Source organism: Philodulcilactobacillus myokonensis (assembly GCF_027923585.1).
GTDB classification, from domain to species: domain Bacteria; phylum Bacillota; class Bacilli; order Lactobacillales; family Lactobacillaceae; genus Philodulcilactobacillus; species Philodulcilactobacillus myokonensis.
On sequence record NZ_BRPL01000002.1, the window covers coordinates 39211 to 57015 of the forward strand.

The 17805-nt window shown below is 34.1% G+C and carries 16 protein-coding genes; 5 read left to right on the forward strand and 11 right to left on the reverse strand.

Annotation, left to right across the window (positions count from 1 at the left end; genetic code table 11):
- Window positions 1-10: 10 nt before the first annotated feature.
- The 4 genes from WR164_RS00210 to cydC are packed head-to-tail and all read left to right on the forward strand — an operon-like array spanning window position 11 to window position 5976.
- Window positions 11-1450, forward strand: a complete 1440-nt coding sequence (locus WR164_RS00210) for a cytochrome ubiquinol oxidase subunit I (protein ID WP_286135523.1) — start codon at window positions 11-13, stop codon at window positions 1448-1450.
- On the forward strand, window positions 1447-2472 hold the full coding sequence (gene cydB, locus WR164_RS00215; RefSeq protein ID WP_286135524.1) for a cytochrome d ubiquinol oxidase subunit II: 1026 nt from the start codon (window positions 1447-1449) through the stop codon (window positions 2470-2472). The genes WR164_RS00210 and cydB overlap by 4 nt, the downstream gene beginning before the upstream one ends.
- 21 nt (window positions 2473-2493) lie before the next feature.
- Window positions 2494-4230, forward strand: coding sequence for a thiol reductant ABC exporter subunit CydD (gene cydD, locus WR164_RS00220; RefSeq protein ID WP_286135525.1), 1737 nt, complete (start codon window positions 2494-2496; stop codon window positions 4228-4230).
- Window positions 4231-5976 (forward strand): thiol reductant ABC exporter subunit CydC, encoded by a 1746-nt coding sequence (gene cydC / locus WR164_RS00225; RefSeq protein WP_286135526.1) that lies wholly within the window; start codon window positions 4231-4233, stop codon window positions 5974-5976.
- On the opposite strand, the gene WR164_RS00230 is transcribed toward cydC, so the two are convergent.
- From WR164_RS00230 to cls, 10 genes are all read right to left on the reverse strand, one after another.
- Complete coding sequence (locus tag WR164_RS00230) at window positions 5965-6936, reverse strand: polyprenyl synthetase family protein (protein ID WP_286135528.1); 972 nt, start codon at window positions 6934-6936, stop codon at window positions 5965-5967. The two genes, cydC and WR164_RS00230, sit on opposite strands and share 12 nt — an antisense overlap.
- Before the next feature lie 103 nt (window positions 6937-7039).
- Window positions 7040-7297, reverse strand: coding sequence for a hypothetical protein (locus WR164_RS08430; RefSeq protein ID WP_507763361.1), 258 nt, complete (start codon window positions 7295-7297; stop codon window positions 7040-7042).
- Window positions 7298-8212: 915 nt separating this feature from the next.
- Entirely contained in the window at window positions 8213-9001 is a 789-nt protein-coding gene (locus WR164_RS00235) for a hypothetical protein (protein ID WP_286135529.1), read from the reverse strand.
- 52 nt (window positions 9002-9053) lie between these two features.
- Window positions 9054-9986 (reverse strand): DMT family transporter, encoded by a 933-nt coding sequence (locus WR164_RS00240; protein WP_286135530.1) that lies wholly within the window; start codon window positions 9984-9986, stop codon window positions 9054-9056.
- Between the two features lie 116 nt (window positions 9987-10102).
- Window positions 10103-10807, reverse strand: a complete 705-nt coding sequence (locus WR164_RS00245; RefSeq protein WP_286135531.1) for a hypothetical protein — start codon at window positions 10805-10807, stop codon at window positions 10103-10105.
- On the reverse strand, window positions 10800-11516 hold the full coding sequence (locus WR164_RS00250; protein ID WP_286135532.1) for an ABC transporter ATP-binding protein: 717 nt from the start codon (window positions 11514-11516) through the stop codon (window positions 10800-10802). The genes WR164_RS00245 and WR164_RS00250 overlap by 8 nt, the downstream gene beginning before the upstream one ends.
- A 60-nt stretch (window positions 11517-11576) precedes the next feature.
- A complete protein-coding gene (locus WR164_RS00255) occupies window positions 11577-12392 on the reverse strand; it encodes a ThiF family adenylyltransferase (protein WP_286135533.1) in 816 nt (271 codons plus the stop codon).
- 499 nt (window positions 12393-12891) lie between these two features.
- Complete coding sequence (locus tag WR164_RS00260; protein ID WP_286135534.1) at window positions 12892-14127, reverse strand: MFS transporter; 1236 nt, start codon at window positions 14125-14127, stop codon at window positions 12892-12894.
- Window positions 14128-14238: 111 nt separating this feature from the next.
- Window positions 14239-14658, reverse strand: a complete 420-nt coding sequence (locus WR164_RS00265) for a hypothetical protein (RefSeq protein WP_286135535.1) — start codon at window positions 14656-14658, stop codon at window positions 14239-14241.
- Window positions 14659-14694: 36 nt separating this feature from the next.
- Window positions 14695-16146: a cardiolipin synthase gene (gene cls, locus WR164_RS00270; protein ID WP_286135536.1), complete on the reverse strand. Its 1452-nt coding sequence runs from the start codon at window positions 16144-16146 to the stop codon at window positions 14695-14697.
- Window positions 16147-16243: 97 nt separating this feature from the next.
- Between cls and WR164_RS00275 the strand changes: the two genes are divergently transcribed.
- Window positions 16244-16903, forward strand: a complete 660-nt coding sequence (locus tag WR164_RS00275) for a hypothetical protein (protein WP_286135537.1) — start codon at window positions 16244-16246, stop codon at window positions 16901-16903.
- A gap of 92 nt (window positions 16904-16995) precedes the next feature.
- Here WR164_RS00275 and WR164_RS00280 read toward each other — a convergent pair whose 3' ends face one another.
- On the reverse strand, window positions 16996-17679 hold the full coding sequence (locus WR164_RS00280; protein WP_286135538.1) for a CPBP family intramembrane glutamic endopeptidase: 684 nt from the start codon (window positions 17677-17679) through the stop codon (window positions 16996-16998).
- Window positions 17680-17805: the final 126 nt, after the last annotated feature.

The window sequence follows — 17805 nt, forward strand, 5'->3', positions numbered from 1 at the left end:
AGTTTAGATAATGTTAGATTTTGGAATGAGTGTTTTACCACTTGCTCGTTTCCAATTTGCAATGACCACGATTTTTCACTTCTTCTTTGTTCCAATGTCAATTGGACTATCGCTTGTCGTTGCCGTCATGGAAACCATGTACGTCATTAAGAAACAAAAAATTTATCAAAATATGGCTAAATTCTGGGGTAAAATTTTCCTATTGAGTTTTGCCGTCGGGGTCGTTACCGGTTTAATCCAAGAATTTCAATTTGGAATGAACTGGTCCGAATATTCCCGTTTTATGGGTGATATTTTTGGAGCACCGCTTGCCATTGAAGCTTTGTTGGCATTCTTCCTTGAGTCAACATTCATTGGCGTTTGGATGTTCACTTGGGATCGTTTCAAACCATTTTGGCACGCCGTCATGATCTGGATGGTCTTCTTGGGTTCATCCATCTCAGCCCTCTGGATTTTAACTGCCAATTCATTCATGCAGCATCCCGTCGGTTTCAAGATTTCTAGTGCCACCGGCCGCGCTCAAATGACCAGCTTTAAAGCATTATTAACGAATCCACAATTATGGTACGAATTTCCCCATGTCGTCTTTGGTGCCTTTGTCACCGGTGCTTTCATCATGGCCGGGATGTCAGCCTGGATGATTTTTAGAAAACAATCAACTGAATTCTTCAGAAAATCAATGCGAATTGGCTTAGTCATTGGTTTCATTGCATGCCTAGGATCCGCCGCTTCCGGTGATCTACAGACACGCTACGTTATGAATGAACAACCAATGAAATTCGGTGCCACTGAAGGAATTTATAACAAGACTGCTGACCCAGCACCATGGGCAATTTTTCAATTAACCAATCCAACTAAAAAAACTGCCAACGCTAAGATTGAAGTTCCGGATATGTTAAGTATTCTTGCTTACCATCGATTAAATGCTTCCGTTAAAGGAATGAACGAAGCTAATACGAGCTTACATCAAAAGTATGACCATCAATTCGGTAAGAAAATGAACTATTACGTTCCAGTTAACACCCTCTTCTTCGCCTTTCGAACCATGGCAGCCGGCTTTGGTGCTTTAGCTGGCCTTGCCGTTCTTGGACTCTGGTTCTCAAGGAAGCGCAAGAATACGATTGGCAAACAAAGATGGCTCACCATTTTACTTTCAATTGCAACCTTTGGACCATTTATCGTTAATACCAGTGGCTGGCTAATTACTGAACTTGGCCGTGATCCATGGGTCGTATATGGATTACTACCAATTTCAGCTGCCGTCTCACCAAGTACGAGTGCTGCTGCTGTTTTATTCACTAATATCGTTTACTTCTTATTATTCTTAGCATTAGCTAGTTTCATGTTCTTCTATGCCAAAAAGGCATTGTACAAGGGTCCCGAATCAGTTGATGACACTCCTGATCAAAAGACAGAGGATCCATTTTCTAAGGAGGCCTTTTCAAAATGAGTTTCTTACAATTACTTTGGTACGCAGTGATTGGATTACTATTCATCATTTTCTTGGTCTTGGATGGTGCTGATTTTGGTGCCGGCATGGCAACCAAGTTATTGGCATTCAGGCCCAATGAAAGTAATTTAATTTTAAGAACCATTAGTCCCCACTGGGATGGGAACGAAGTCTTTCTCGTTACCGCTGCTGGTGGCATGTTTGCATCACTGCCACTTTGGTACGCCAGTTTATTTTCTGGCTTTTATCTATTACTATTTTTAGCACTAGTTTCATTGATTTTTAGAGGCGTCTCATTTGAATTCAATAACGTTGCTGAAACACCATTCGGTAAGAATGCCTGGATGTGGATCAACTGTATTAGCAGCGCAACGACTACCTTTTTCTTTGGCATGCTATTTACTGACATGATTCAACCACTTCCGATTGATAAAAATGGCAACGTCTTCGTTTCATTAAGTAACGTCATTAACCCACTTTCAATTTTGGGTGGGATTGCACTGACTGCTTTTTGCCTTTATCAGGGATTGCATTACATTTCATTGCATACCGATGGCATGATTAGATATAAGGCCGCCCGTTTAAACATCAATTTATACTGGCTTGCCTATCCGGTTGAATTTTTATTTGTGATTGCACTATTCTTCCAGACGAATTTCTTTGTAAACCACCTGGTAGCTACAATTGTCTTTTTAGTTCTAATCGTTGCATCTACCATTAGTGGCCAATTCATGACGTTTAGTGATAAAGAAATCAAGGCTTACCTATCAAGTACCCTCTCAATTGCATTCTTAGTAATGTTAATCTTTACTGGATTATTCCCCAACGTCTTGATTGCTAAAAATCCAGCCAACTCACTTTTAATTAAAAATGTTTCGTCATCACCGTACACATTGAAAGTCATGACGATTGTTCTATGTATTCTATTGCCAATCTTATTGATTTACTTTGCATGGAGCTATTCGGTTCAATGGAAACGATTCACATTAAAAGACATCGCTAAAAATGGTTCGCAATACTAGTTTAAGAAATCGAGGAATCACATGTTTGATAAAGAATTAATGAATTTTCCCGGAATTAAAAAATTAATCACTAAACTAGGATTACTAGCATTCATCCAATCTCTGGCAATTGTTTTCGAAGCGCTCTTTTTATCGCGCGCAATTGTTAATGCTTGGATGTTGAAAAAAGTAACAGCATCGTTTGATCCCATGCTGTTCTTTTTTCTTACATTCATGCTTCGTTATCTAATTACCAGGATTGAACAACAGATCTGTGATCGATGGGCTAATCAAACCAGTGCCGATTTAAAACAGCGGCTGCTGAAACACATGTATAAACTGGGACCGACCCTAGTTAGCCAATTTGGTTCAGGAAACTTAGTCACGTTAGCATTGGATGGCATGGATAAAATTAAAAACTATTTCAATTTAATCATCTTAAAAATGATTAATTTAACCATCATCCCCATCGTCCTATTAATTGCCGTCTTTTTTAAGGACCACCTTTCAGGCATCGTTTTGCTCTTAGTATTTCCCATCATCATTTATTTCATGATCATTTTAGGGGTGGCTGCTAAAAACAAATCCGATCAGCAATACGATACCTATACCAAAATGTCGAATAACTTTATCGAAACCATTCGGGGATTAAAGACCTTAAAACTATTTGGATTAAGCCATCAGTACCGAAAGAATATTTACAACGTTTCCGAAAATTACCGCAAATCAACGATGAGCATTTTAAAGATTGCATTGCTTTCGATGTTTGCATTGGATTTCTTAACTACGATTTCAATTGCGATCGTCGCAGTTTTCTTAGGGGTTCGGTTAATTAACGGTAGCATTACTTTATATCCGGCCTTAGCCGTTCTAATTATTTCACCGGATTACTTCCTGCCACTACGTGATTTTGGTAATGATTACCATGCCACGTTGAACGGTAAAAATGCACTGAAACAATTGATAAAAGTTATTCGGGTTCCGATTGTGAAGGCCAAGGTAGCATTAAAACCATTTCAAAGCTGGCAACCCGGCAGTACATTTCAAATTAATCATTTAAATTATCGGTACCCTCATGATGAAAATAACAGTTTATCCGATATTTCATTTCAATGCCATGGCAATATGAAAATTGGTATTGTCGGGCCATCCGGCGCTGGTAAATCCACCCTCTTAAATGCCATTGGTGGTTGGCTAACCCCTAGTAATGCTTCCAATTATCCGTTTCAAATCAATCATCAAAAAATAGATAGTTTAGCCCAAAGCAATTGGCAGCAGCACATTAGCTACATCCCACAAAATCCATATATTTTTGCTGGAACAATCAAAGCTAATATTGAATTTTATCGTCATGATCATAACCGATATCGAGTATCCAAAGCAGCGGAAGCAGCTGGTTTGGCATCATTTTTAAAAAGCCTACGGTATGGGATTGACACCCGCATTGGTAAGGGTGGCCGTAACATTTCTGGTGGACAGGCCCAACGCATTGCCCTGGCTCGAATTTTATTCGATCAAAACCGAAGTGTATTGCTTTTTGATGAACCGACCGCCCATTTGGATATCGAAACTGAGTATGAACTTAAAAAGACAATGTTACCGATTTTAAATCATCATTTAGTTTTCTTTGCGACCCATCGTCTCCACTGGATGAACAACATGGATTATTTACTAGTTGTTCAAAACGGACGGATTGTTGAACAGGGAAAACCTGAAGCGTTGATGGAAAAACACGGTGCATGCTACCAATTGGTAATGCAGATTCGAGGCGAAGAATAGATGTTTAAATTCTTAAAACATGACAAGTGGATTCGACCATTCTTGAAGAAGGATCGAAAACGACTCTTGATTACATTTTCACTAGGGATGCTAACGAGTATCAGTGCAATCGGCTTGATGTTCGTTGCTGGCTATCTAATTAGCCGTTCAGCAACCAGACCCGCTAACATCCTGATTGTCTACGTCCCAATTATTTTAGCCCAGGCGTTTGGAATTGGCCGGCCACTCTTCAAATACCTAGAACGGATTAAATCGCATGACTGGGTATTGGGCGTGACTTCTAAACTCCGTAGTTCTCTATACCGGATTTTAGAAAAGCAGGCGTTTTTCTTGGATGAGAAATACCAATTTGGCAGCCTCTTAGATCTATTAGCAGATGATATCGATCATTTAGAGAATCTATATTTAAAGACCATTTTCCCAACCTTAATTGCTAATATAACGGGTCTAATCGTCATTATTGGTTTAGGAATCATCAACTGGGTCATGGCATTAATCATGTTAGGATTTTTCATCATGATTTTGTTTTTAATGCCCTGGCTTTCAATTGTTTTATATGGCAAGTTACAAACTAATAAGAAGCAATTAACCAATCAAGCGTACAATCATACGACGGATACAACGTTGGGCATCACCGATTGGATGATATCCGGAAGACAAAAGGATTATTTAAAACGGAATCTGGAATTCGACCGGCAAATTTCAATTGATGATCATCAATTGAACCATTTTGAATGGAACCGGGATTTAATTACTAAAATCATCCTTGATCTAGTCATCGTGATTGTCCTAGTTTGGGGTAACCTTAATTTTATTGGCTCGCAAAGTGCCGCTAATTACATTGCCGCATTTGTCTTAGGAATCTTCCCGTTGATTGATATCCTGGTTCCAGTCTCCCAAGCAGTTGAGGAATGGCCAATGTACCGTCGTTCATTGGTTCATTTGAACCAATTATCTCAAAATGAGCCCAAAATAAAACGCGTTCCAAACTCTGATCTTAGTCCTGCTCAATTTCAAAAGATCACAATGAAGAACGTGTCATTTCACTATTCAAATGATACACAAACAATTTTAAGAAACATTTCAATTCAGATTAAAAAGGGTTCTAAATTAGCCATTATCGGACCCAGCGGAGTGGGTAAAAGCACCCTCCTACAATTATTTTTAGGAATTATTAACCCAACGAGTGGAAACGTTCAAATTAATGATACGGACGTCAACCAACTGAAGTTTAAATACCAAAAATGGTTCAGCGTTTTAAGTCAGCAGCCGTTCTTGTTCAACACGTCCATTTTAAATAACGTCAGGATTGGCAATGAAAACGCGTCTGATCAGGAAGTTAAACAAGCACTGAAAGACGTCAGATTGGATCATTTTATTCATACGTTACCAGATGGATATCAGACCAATATTCAAGAAAGTGGTGCCCGTTTATCTGGTGGTCAAAAGCAGCGACTATCACTAGCGCGCATTTTGCTTCAGAATCATCCGATCGTCATCTTAGATGAACCAACCGTGGGTCTCGATCCATTAACCGAAAATCAATTAATTGAAACCCTTACTCAAGTTTTAAAGCATAAGACTGTGATCTGGGTTACTCACCACTTACAGGGACTATCAAAAATGGACCAAGTCATTTTCTTAAAAAATGGCAACATCCAAATGGCGGGCAGTCCAAAAGAATTAAGCCATCATAACGCTCACTATCGCCGGTTAGCAGCCATGGATAAAGGATTAGTCAAATAGCATTTTCACAATATCTAAAATAATTTGCCTTGCTTGATTATCAGGAAGCTTTCGAATTAATTTTTTGATTTGCCAAGTTCGTTCTTCTAAATCCTGATGGGCATGTGCTAACGCCCCATCATTTTCAACCATTGTTTTCACTTGATAAAGATCAGCTGGTTTCAGTTGGTCTTTTTTAATGGTTGCAATTAATTGATCCCGATCATTCGTCTGCATGGCATAGATAATTGGCAAGGTGTAAACGCCGCCTAAAACATCGTGGAGTGTAGGTTTTCCCGCCTGCTTCGCATTATCTTCAAAGTCAATTAAGTCATCCCGCATTTGAAATGCCATCCCAATCTGTAAACCAATTTTCTGAATTAATTGGATGGTATTTTCATCAGCACGTGAAATGATGGCACCATTCCCAGCCGCAATCCGAAATAGTTCCGCCGTTTTTCCTTTGATTGAATCCAAATATTGGGATTTGGTCCGGCTTAAATCATACTGGGTTTGATTTTGCTGCAATTCGCCGTTCAAAATACCGCCAACACCGTTAATATTATATTTTAACTGTTCAATATTCGGCATAGCATTTAGTACCAATCTAAAATATTTTACGAATAAAAAATCACCTAAATAGATGGCGGTCCGCTGGCCGAAATCTTGATTAAGAGTTGTGACCCCCCGTCTTAAATCTGATTGATCTAAAACGTCATCATGCACAAGTGAAGCTAAATGGATCAATTCAATTGAAGCGGCTACCTTTTCAAAATAATTATCATGGTTCTTTTGGGTCCCAAAGTTAGTAAACAGTAGTAATAATGAGGAACGCACCATTTTTCCGTTGCCATCGATCAAATTATCAATACCGTTTTTAAATAAATTGCTGTTGACCGTAATTTGGTCGATCATAATCTGCTGGACAGTCTGCAGTTGGTGCTGTAATTGTGGGTATTTTTTCCATAAACGAAGGTCCATGTCATTTCTCCTTAAGACGTCTTTAATATATTATTAATTGTACAACGTTTCGCAACCCCTGACTAGCAGACAATTAGGAAGATTTATATTAACCTAACATAAATTAATTAAACATATTTTTAATATAGTTAGCTATACTAACCTTTTTTACATTAATGGATATTTTTCCATTCATTCCATAAAAAATTTGTTTTATATTTTTATTTTTGGGATTCAAATAACAGATCACTTCATAATAACTATTTCCCTTATATTCTTCTGGCAATGAAGAATAGTCTTTAACATTCCCTTTTACAAGAATGTTCTGTTTATTATTAGGTAAATTTAAAGTAACAATTTGATTTTTACGGATTGAACTAATGTCTTGAGAGTGTCAATAATCTTGTGTAAACACTCCAATTTAGATATTAATTTTATATTAATCTAAAAGTACATTTTTCTTGAAATTATGACTTGATTCATTTTAATAATAATAATTATTTAATATTATTTTGTTATATCCATTATTTTTAATAAACTATGGGAAATAAAATAACATCAAGACTGATTTATCATCATGTGATTATATTAGATAAATAATTAGGTTAAATATATATACTATAGAAACACATATTAAACAGTTTATTATTTTATAAATGTTCTTATAATTATTTTTTTTCTTAAAAAAGAATAATAAGCAAAAAATGTCTACAATTAAAATAATTATTCCTACACAATAAATCAATTTATGTCATCACCTTGTAATATTAATTTCAATGTATTTTTTATTATAATATATTTATTGTGAATTTAAATAGACATTATTTCTTTAATTTTAATACTTTATAATTTTTTTATACTAATATGATTGTCTTTAATACTAATACACAATTAGTATTGTATTTCTTTGCTTGTGAAATTATTATTTCTAGAATCAACGGCTATCATCATTCATGGTGATTATAGTTCTAGTTTAATATCTACTTTTTCATTATGAATTTTACTAATCAACTTATCCCAACTGAATATGCTAGGTGATTTTATAGTTTGTGCCCTATTATTTTGTTTACTCATAATGTTATCAATTCCTTTAATTAAAATAACTTATCCAAAAATAATGGCGACAATTTCTACATAATGATTTCAATAGTAATTGATGAAGCCACTAATCAATTGAAATAAGTAATTCACCCAATCAATTGAATATCAAAAACATTCCTTTATTTAAGCTATTAAATTTTAAAAAGTCTAACTTTTGTATTGCACTTCATAATTTTAGAAGCATTTCTAATTTACACTATGCATTCATCATAAATTCACCATTACTTTCAACGGAAACTTTCTGACTAAAATGGCTGTTTTTATGATGTTTCATAATAATTTGAATATTATAATATTTATGATTCTTTTTACTAATTGGTTGATAAGAAACGTCTTTCTTGTTCAAGCCTTTGGTACGACTAACAAAGTCATCAAAAGCGCTTTGATAAGAATTAACCTTGTTCCTAGATGAGCTTTGTCGCTTAGAATGATGTTTAATAACAAATGGCTTTGGATAATTACCAAAGGTTACCTTCCGCATTTGATAAGCCATTTTTTTAGATGGGTAGTAGAATGAAACATAACCGTGAACTCCACCCATATAGGCAAGCACTTTGATTCGTTTACCCTTATACTTAGGATGCATGACACGCCAAATATCATCACTGCTATAGGTATCATGCAGATTAACATTATCGAATCCGACGGACAACCAGTTTTCATGTTCTACCGGATGGGAATAATAAGCAGCGATGACATTCCTTTGCCTAATATTAATTTTACCATTTGGTCCAATTTTAAAAGAATGGAGCCTACCGTTATTAAATTCAGTAAGTAAATTTTTATAATTGTATTTTGAAAAACTAACTTTTATATCGTGATGCTTACTATCATTAATATACCAATTACCACGATATTTTTTTGGAAAAATTTTAAAAGTCCGTGAGGCATGGTGAACCGTTTTAGCATTAGCATCGATCCCGATATTCAATAATATCAAAGCAGATGCAATCACTGTTGAAATCAAAATAAATATTTTCTTCATTTCTTTATCCCCTTTTAAATATTTTAACATAATCATTTTCGGATCAATTTAATTAAAATAACTTAACCAAAACGACCCCTAAAATCATGATCGCAATTCCAGCATACTGGCGGCCACCAACGAATTTCTTGGGTGAATCGAAGACCCCAAATTTATCAACGATCAAGCTACCAATGATATTACCAAGAAGTGCTAAGACAACAGCGGCCCCGGTTCCAATCCGGGGTGCGATGAAAAGGTTCCCTAAAACGAAGAGACTTCCCATGATACCACCAATCCAGAGCCACCATGGATTACCTTTTCCAATTGCCCGTTTCAAATGATTAAAGTCATGTTCAAGAATGCCAACGAAGACAATTAAAGCAATCGTTCCAGTAATAAATGAAACGTATGAGGCTTTGATGGGTGAATTTAATGCGACCCCTAATTGACCATTAATTGCCGTCTGGGAAGCTTGACACATCCCGGCAATCACGCCAATGATCTGCCATAACAACGCTCCATGCGACTTGGTTTCTTTATCTTGGCTCAATAGACCGGGTTGAACCACCACAATCAAAACGCCGGCAAAGAGAACCAAGACACCGACTAAGCGGATCCAGGTAAACGGGAATTCAGGTGAATGGAATAACCCAAAGTTATCGATCATCATGCTCATGATGATTTGACCCAGAATTGGCATAATTACGGTTTGAATGGCACCTAAACGGGGAAACAATAGAACGTTGGCCGTAATTGCAATGTCACCTAGGATTCCACCAAGCCAAATCCACCACGGATTAGCAACTAAAGCTGCTTTTGAAATCCAAAGGCTCTGTCCAATTAGTAGCGTTACAATGGCAAGAAAAATCGTTCCAACGGCAAAATTAGTCGTCGTCGCTAAAAATGGCGAACCAGCCCGTTTGCCTAAACTAGAATTGATCGACGTCTGAAGCGGTAATTCCACCCCAATCAATAGTCCGATAATGACATTTGCAATTAACAAGCAATCAACTTCTTTCATTTTTATACGTATATCTAAATATTAATGATTTCATTTTAAAATGAAAAGAAAAAACGCTCATCTAGATAATCTAGGTGAACGTTTTACACTAATCGTTTTTATCTCAGTACTTCATCATTCTTCAAGTAATGTTTACAATATTGAACTAAAATTAATGAAACAAATACTAAAATAACGGCACATAATAATGAAGTATATGCTGAATAAGCGCACAAAAATGACAGTGGATTACAAAGAATTGCTACTAAAATAATTGAGCTAATTACAGTAGCTACTTTTGATGATAGTCTGACGCCAATTACAATTGAAGTAGTGATAACAAACAATGATAATAAAACAACAGCAAATGTTACAGCTATAAAACCTATGTAATTAACATCAGGTGGAAGAACATTAGTGATTCTAGAAAAAATAAGGAATAAAATGTTTACTAAAAATGATCCAACTAATTGCGCTAATATTGATACTAATAAAAAAGCACACAATTTCGTTTGAAATATTCCGGTCCTTCCATTGGGATAAAGATATAAAAATACTTTATTATCTCCCATGTAATTAGAAATTATATATTTTACGGATCTAACACTAATATAAATTGAAATTAATAATGCGGATAAAAGACTTGAAAAACCGATTAAAGAATTAAAATGTTCAAAAATAGAATCATCAGATTCACGATCCAAATATCCGACCATGAAGAAGAATATTAAAATCAATAACTGAATTAATAATGAAATTATAAATGTTGATTTAAATGTTTTTTTAAAGTTAGAAATTTCATATTTTAAGTCATCATTAGTCATTATTATGCACCTCCCTATAGTAGTCTTTTATACTACCATTATACTTTTTATCTATTACTTGCATAGAAATCTTGGGAAGTGTTGTTCCATTATTCAAAAAAATCACACTATCCACTAAACCATTAAGATCAGATAATGAATGACTCGTTATAATTATGCTCTTCCCTTTTTCTCTTAATTCCTTAAGAATTGATTTAAATAGGTCAACTCCATCTACATCTAAACCATTAAATGGCTCATCCAAAATGATTACAGTTGGATCACTAGAAATAGCTAAAGCTAATAGCAATCTTTGCTTCATTCCTAAAGATAATTTACCTACTTCCGTATCTAAAGTTACATTTAATTTTACTTTTTTCAAAAGATTTTCAGTTGAATCTACTTGTCTAACTTTCATGTAATGCTCATGCTGTTTAAATAAATTATTAATAGATAATTTAGAAATACTTTCAGGATATTTCAACATGACACCAAATTTAGGCAACAAATAATTAATATTTTTAGATGTCATTTGACTATCATTAATTTCTACTATCCCTGTATCTGCATTAATAAGATTAAGAAGCACCTTTAAAAAAGTAGTTTTTCCCGCACCATTTGGACCAATTAATGCACAAATTTCTTTTGAATTTAATTCAAAATTAGCATTAGACAAAATTTGTTTCCCACCTATTTTTTTATTTATATCTTTCATAGAAATTATTTTCATATTAAAATTACCTCAATCAAAATTTGATATAGTATGTAATTATCAAATAAAATTTTTTATTTAAAATTTTTCATTCTGATTAAAAAATTTAAATTTATTACGATAAAAATCGCCAAGAAATTGGTCTTTATATCTATTTTTAACTACATAATTAAATACATACGTTGATATTACTAGAGCACTCATAAATCCATTTAATATTGAGCCAGAGTTTTCAATAACATAATTATCAATATTAATGTTAGCACTTTGCTTTAAAGCAATTTTTTGAAAAACTTTATAATTACTTTTTGTGATAAAATCATCAGAATGCATTAAAAATGAGTATCCTCCATATATGATTTTTGTTTTAGGGTATTCGTTAAAAATATTATTTAATATGTCCATTTGTAATTTAAAATCATCAGCACAATTTATAAAAAAATCAATTTTTGATAAATCAATTTTTTGTTTTAGATTATCATAAGAAGAAATTTTTTCATTAATAACCTTTACATTAATATTTGGAAATTTAGATTTTATTACACTAGTTTTTAGCTTACCTACATCAGATAAATTATAGTTTTGAGCCATTATATTTTTTTCTTCAATTCTATCTCCATCAATTAATATAAAATTATGAAATCCTAATTTAGTAAGTACTTCTAGTATATAGCTTCCAGCAGTTCCTAATCCAAGTAACAGTATTTTAATATTATTAATTTTATTTTTATATTCAGGATAGGTATAAGAAGGAAAACAGTCTATAAAATTACTTAATCTAATATGTTTATTATCAACCGTACTATTAACTGGATACATCCATTTTTCTTTTATGAAAAAATTAAATATGGAATTAAATTCTTTATCAGTTAATTTGGGTAATTTACTTCTCAATTCACTTTTAGATATTGGATTTTTTACTGATTTAATAAATGAAAATATCTTACTATTATTACTAGAATGTATTTCTTGCTTTATGGAAGGGTTACCTTCATATAAGAATAATTTATTTTGATTAAAATACCAACCAATTTTTTTAATTTATATAACATAAAATATCATCGTTCTTTCAAAATTATAGAAATAAAATGGTCAATAGTAATTATTACTATTGACCATCTAAATACTAACCAAAGATACTCCACCATGAAGCAACAGTTAATTTAGATTCCTTTTCTTCTACATCAATTGTCATGAGAAACTCGCCTCTTTATTAATTGGTATGATTTAATAATATCACTATTTTTTAATATTTCAATAGTTTTTCTTATCTTTTTTTAATTTTATTAATCAAATATTAATAATAGGCAGATAATTATTTAAATATTATTCACAAATAAAAAACGCTCACCTAGAAAATCTAGGCGAGCGTCCTTTAGTTTATAAATTAAATTTATTTTGCTGTATTATGACTTAAACGACGAAGTGCTGGAATTGACATCATGGTAAAGAAACTAATGATGTATGCGACTGATAAACCAGCCATGATAACGCCGAATGAATAGTGATCCATCATGAAACCAATCAAAACGGGTGAAAAACCACCGATGACCCGGCCAGTGTTCATAATCGTATTATTAGCAGTGGCCCTGATTTCAGTTGGGTATAATTGACTCATGATGGCACCGTATCCACCGTACATCCCGTTAGAGAAGAAACCAACAACTGCAGCAAACAGTAGTAAGCTCCAGGCATTAAAGGCATACATCAGACTGAATAATGAAATGGCAGCAGCAATCAAGAAGATGCCAAATGCTTTTCTAGGACCGAAGTAATCCAAGATGGTTCCAAAGGTCATCATCCCTAAACTCATGCCAATAATCGTTGAAATCATCCAGGTTGATGAACCGGAAACACTTAAATTTAACTGTTTTTGCATAATTGATGGTAACCAGTTCATTAAACCATAGTAACCACCGGTTTGAACCGTGATCATAATGATTAAAGCAATTGTCTGCCATGCTAATGCCGGGGTCTTAAATAATTCAGTGATTGAAACTTTGGGTTTGCCAACGTGTTTCGTTTCATCAACAAAGGCTTTACTTTCGTGCATGTGGCTTCTGACGAAGTATGCCAATGCAACTGGAATTAAACCAACTAGGAACAATGCGTGCCAACCAAACATCGGAATGATAAACGATGCTAAGATGGCAGCGATGATTGCACCACCCTGGCCACCAATGGATGAGATTGAAGAAATCTTACCAATTTGGTTAGCTCTAAAGTTTTCAGCAATTAACGTCATCCCAGTTCCGTATTCTCCACCGGCACCAATCCCGGCTAGAAAACGGAAAAAGTAGATGGACGTAATTGAATTAGCAAAATACATGGCACCGGTTGCGATGGCAAAGATAAAGATCGTGTATGAAAATGTCTTTACCCTGCCGTAACGGTCGGCCAAAAGACCAAATAAAATACCACCCAAAAGCATCCCCAGATAGGTAATGGACGAAATCATTCCACCAGCAGCACTGCTGATGTGCAAATCCTTGATCATGGATGAAAGGGTAAAGGATACAAATAAGATATCCATACTCTCCAATCCAAAACCAGTTGAAGTTGACGCAATCGTCCATTTCTGGTTCTTACTTAATGAGTGGCTCTGTTTAGCCGTAGCATATTTTTCCATATTAAATTACCTCCAAAATGAATGCTCACTGACATTCGTTATTTTTTCGTTCAAATTAAATTTTACTCAAACCGTTAATAATTATGGCATAACCCGACTAAAAAATCAAATTCACACTTCATCGTGACCGTTATCAGAAATAATCCCGATCGCAATGATGACAATTAATGCAATTGCAAAGGTAATTCTTAAAATTGGATTATCCAAGAAGACAACTAAAACAATGTCTAAAATAGCGTAAATGGCAATGTACATGGCACGATAGAAAATCATGGCAACATTTAAACCATTCATAATTTTAAAGATATTGCGATAAATGAAAATAGCAGTTAAAGTCAGAATAATGAATGAAACGATGACGTAAAAGTAAAAACTGTTGTTGGCTGCAATACTGTCTAATTTATCAATGATGTTGCGGCTTGAATTCCAAATCGGTTGAATCGATGCACTATACATGTGAAGCCCAAATAGAAAAACAATGTATAAAATTGATGCGATAATATTAAAAATATTATATTTTTTAATACTCAATGAAAACATTCCCTTTCGTAAATTAATATCAATATTTTATAAAATTGGTGCTAATAATCGGCAGAAACTCTGTTTAAACAATAACCACCTTGATTGTTGATCAAACATTTTGGGAGTTTGCCTCGTACTATTTCGAATATCATCCAAGAAAATCCGCTTTAATTTTCGGCTAACGGTTGAATCATACAAAAAGGCGTTGACTTCGAAATTAAGTTTAAAGCTGCGGTAATCAAAATTAGCTGAACCAACTGATGAGATTTCCCCATCAACAACAATCGTTTTCGAATGAACGAATCCCTTTTGGTAGTAATAAATCTTGACCCCTTCCTTCGCTAACTGGTGGGCAAAGTACTGGGTGGCACGGTAGACAAAGGGGTGGTCAGGCATATGCGGAATAATGACTCGAACATCAATTCCAGACATGGCTGCAATTCTCAATGAGTCGTATGTACTGTCATCTGGGATTAAATACGGGGTCTCAATCCAGCAGGATTTTTGGGCCATGTGAATTAATTTAATGTATCCCATTTCAATCTGCCTTAAATCCGTATCTGGTCCGCTCGATACAATCTGCATGTTAGTGGGTCCATCGATATTATTCAATGGAAAGTACCTGATGATATTATCCAAACCGGTAATCTGATGCTTCGAATCGGTAACGTTCCAGTCTAAAATGAAACGGGCTTGAAGGCCAAAAATTCCGGATCCAATAATTCTCAAATGGGTATCATGCCACGGACCAAACTTCTTCTTCCGACCTAAATACTGGTCACCAATATTGAAGCCACCAATGTAGGCCACTTTACCATCGACAACCACAATCTTTCGATGATCTCTAAAATTTAATCTAAAATCCAAGAAATTAGTTCGCAAGAATGGTTCAGCCCGTCCGCCCGCATCAGTTAAGGGTTTAAAGAATCGACGGGTCGTTCCAATCGAACCGAATGGATCGTAAATAACCCTAACGTGAACGCCTTTTTTAGCTTTTTCGACTAATTTGTTTAGAACTTGATTTCCAATCTGATCGTTGTAAAATGTATAGAACTCAACATTAATACTGTTCTTTGCTTGGTCAAAATCGGCCAGCATTTGGTCAAATAGATCATTGCCATCAGTATAAATTTTAACATGGTTATGGCGGGCTAGGAACGAAAGATCAGTATTCATAAACATTTCAACCATTGACCTAGAATTATAGACAATCTGGTCTGCGCCCATTGTGTTCAAACGTTTTAGTTGACGGCGCTGTTTTCTCAAAATGCTATCTAGTTGCATCTGATCTTGACTTTGGAGTTTAAACATGTTCTTTTTAGTTAGCTTCCGGCCAATAAAAGAATAAGCTAAAAAGCCAAAAATTGGGATAAACACAAGAACTAATAACCACGCCCACGTTGCAGCAATATCACGTTTAGTTCTAAAGACGGTAATTAAAGCAAAGAAGGTATTTGCGAAAATAATTAATAATATAATTTCAAGAAAGATTAACATTATTCACCCCACTCACGGTCTACTATTATTATATCATTCAAAGTATCGTGATATAATTGTTATATGTTATTTTATTTTGATAAAGGGAGGGTCATCAATGACATCCAATGTTCAATTAAAAAACATCATCACCCTGGAATCTGAATCTGGGCCTTTTATTTCACTTTTTATCTCACTTGATACCGATAATAATTTCAGTGAAATTTTGGATCATATCAAGCAGGATTTTTCAAAAAAATATCCCAATAGTAATTGGGATCAATATCAAAATCAATTAAACGAACGCGCTGTCAGAAGGGCGATGCGCGCTAGTCGATGCCAGAGTCTAGCAATTTACATCGGACCCAATATCTTTCACATTTTCAAATTAAGACATTACCCGGTTAAAACTTACTATTTAATTGATAATACCATGCAAATTATTCCAGTAATCGCAGAATCTCAATTCAAAAGCCTCAATCATTTAGCAAAATTAAAACAAAAGGCAATTAATAACATCAAGTTTCATTACCAGGCATCAATGAAATTCAAACGGGCTAGTAATGACATTAATGAAATCATGCATGCTGCCACGGCGGGTCGAATTGATGCCTTGATGTTGAATAAAAATGTTTATGATCAAAATGACCCTAAAATCAATGGCATTATGAATGATTTAGCCATTACCACCGCTGGTTTTGGTGGGAACGTGTTCGTATTAAAGAATGAAGAAATGCCCGTCAATGATACGAAAATTGCAATGATTTTAAGAATGTAATTGAAATGATTTATAATAAATTAAAAGAGGATCGTAATTTAGTTTTAATTATCGCTAAATTGCGATTCTCTTTTTACATTTTTATAAGCATTTTATAAATATAAATATGAAATAATAACCCACAAATTAGATAATGCATGAATTAGAATGGATGATTTTAAATCATAATCAGTAAAATAATAAGCAAATGATAGCGTGAGGCCTGAAACCATAAGAATTAAAGACTCAGATGAAAATGGCTGCAAATATGAATGCAACATCCCAAATAATATTCCAGTAATGATTGCACTAACGATTGGGTTAATCTTTTTTAATATCCCCCGTTGAAGGATTCCTCTAAATAGAATTTCTTCAAATATTGGTGATATTACCACAACATCAAGGATTAATACTAAAAATAATCCTGTATTTTTTAATTGAAACAAACTAGCTGCATCAGAAGTTGATGTTGTTGATGAAGTTAAAATATATTGAACCAAGTCCTGCCCACCAATATCTATGATCGTTAATACTAATGAAATAGTAGCTACTTTAATCGTTATTCTTTGTTTTATTATCTTTTTTCCATTAATCTTCTTATAAAACCAAAATAATATTGAAAATATCACAACAAAACTAATTAATGTAAAGGCATAGTGATTAAATAAATTATAACTATGTATGTTTTCTGATCCCCAAAAGGACTCACCAACAGTAGGAATTTGGATAACAAAAAATAGAAAGATAAATAATAAAAAATTGCCTACAAATTTTAAAATTTTTGTGATTAAATCCATCTGTTATACCTCTCAATTTAAAAATAAATATTAACGTCACATAATCCATATATATAATATTATCATGTGCAATGTAGTCAATCAATTATGAATATCATATAGGATTTAAAATGGGAATCATAACCC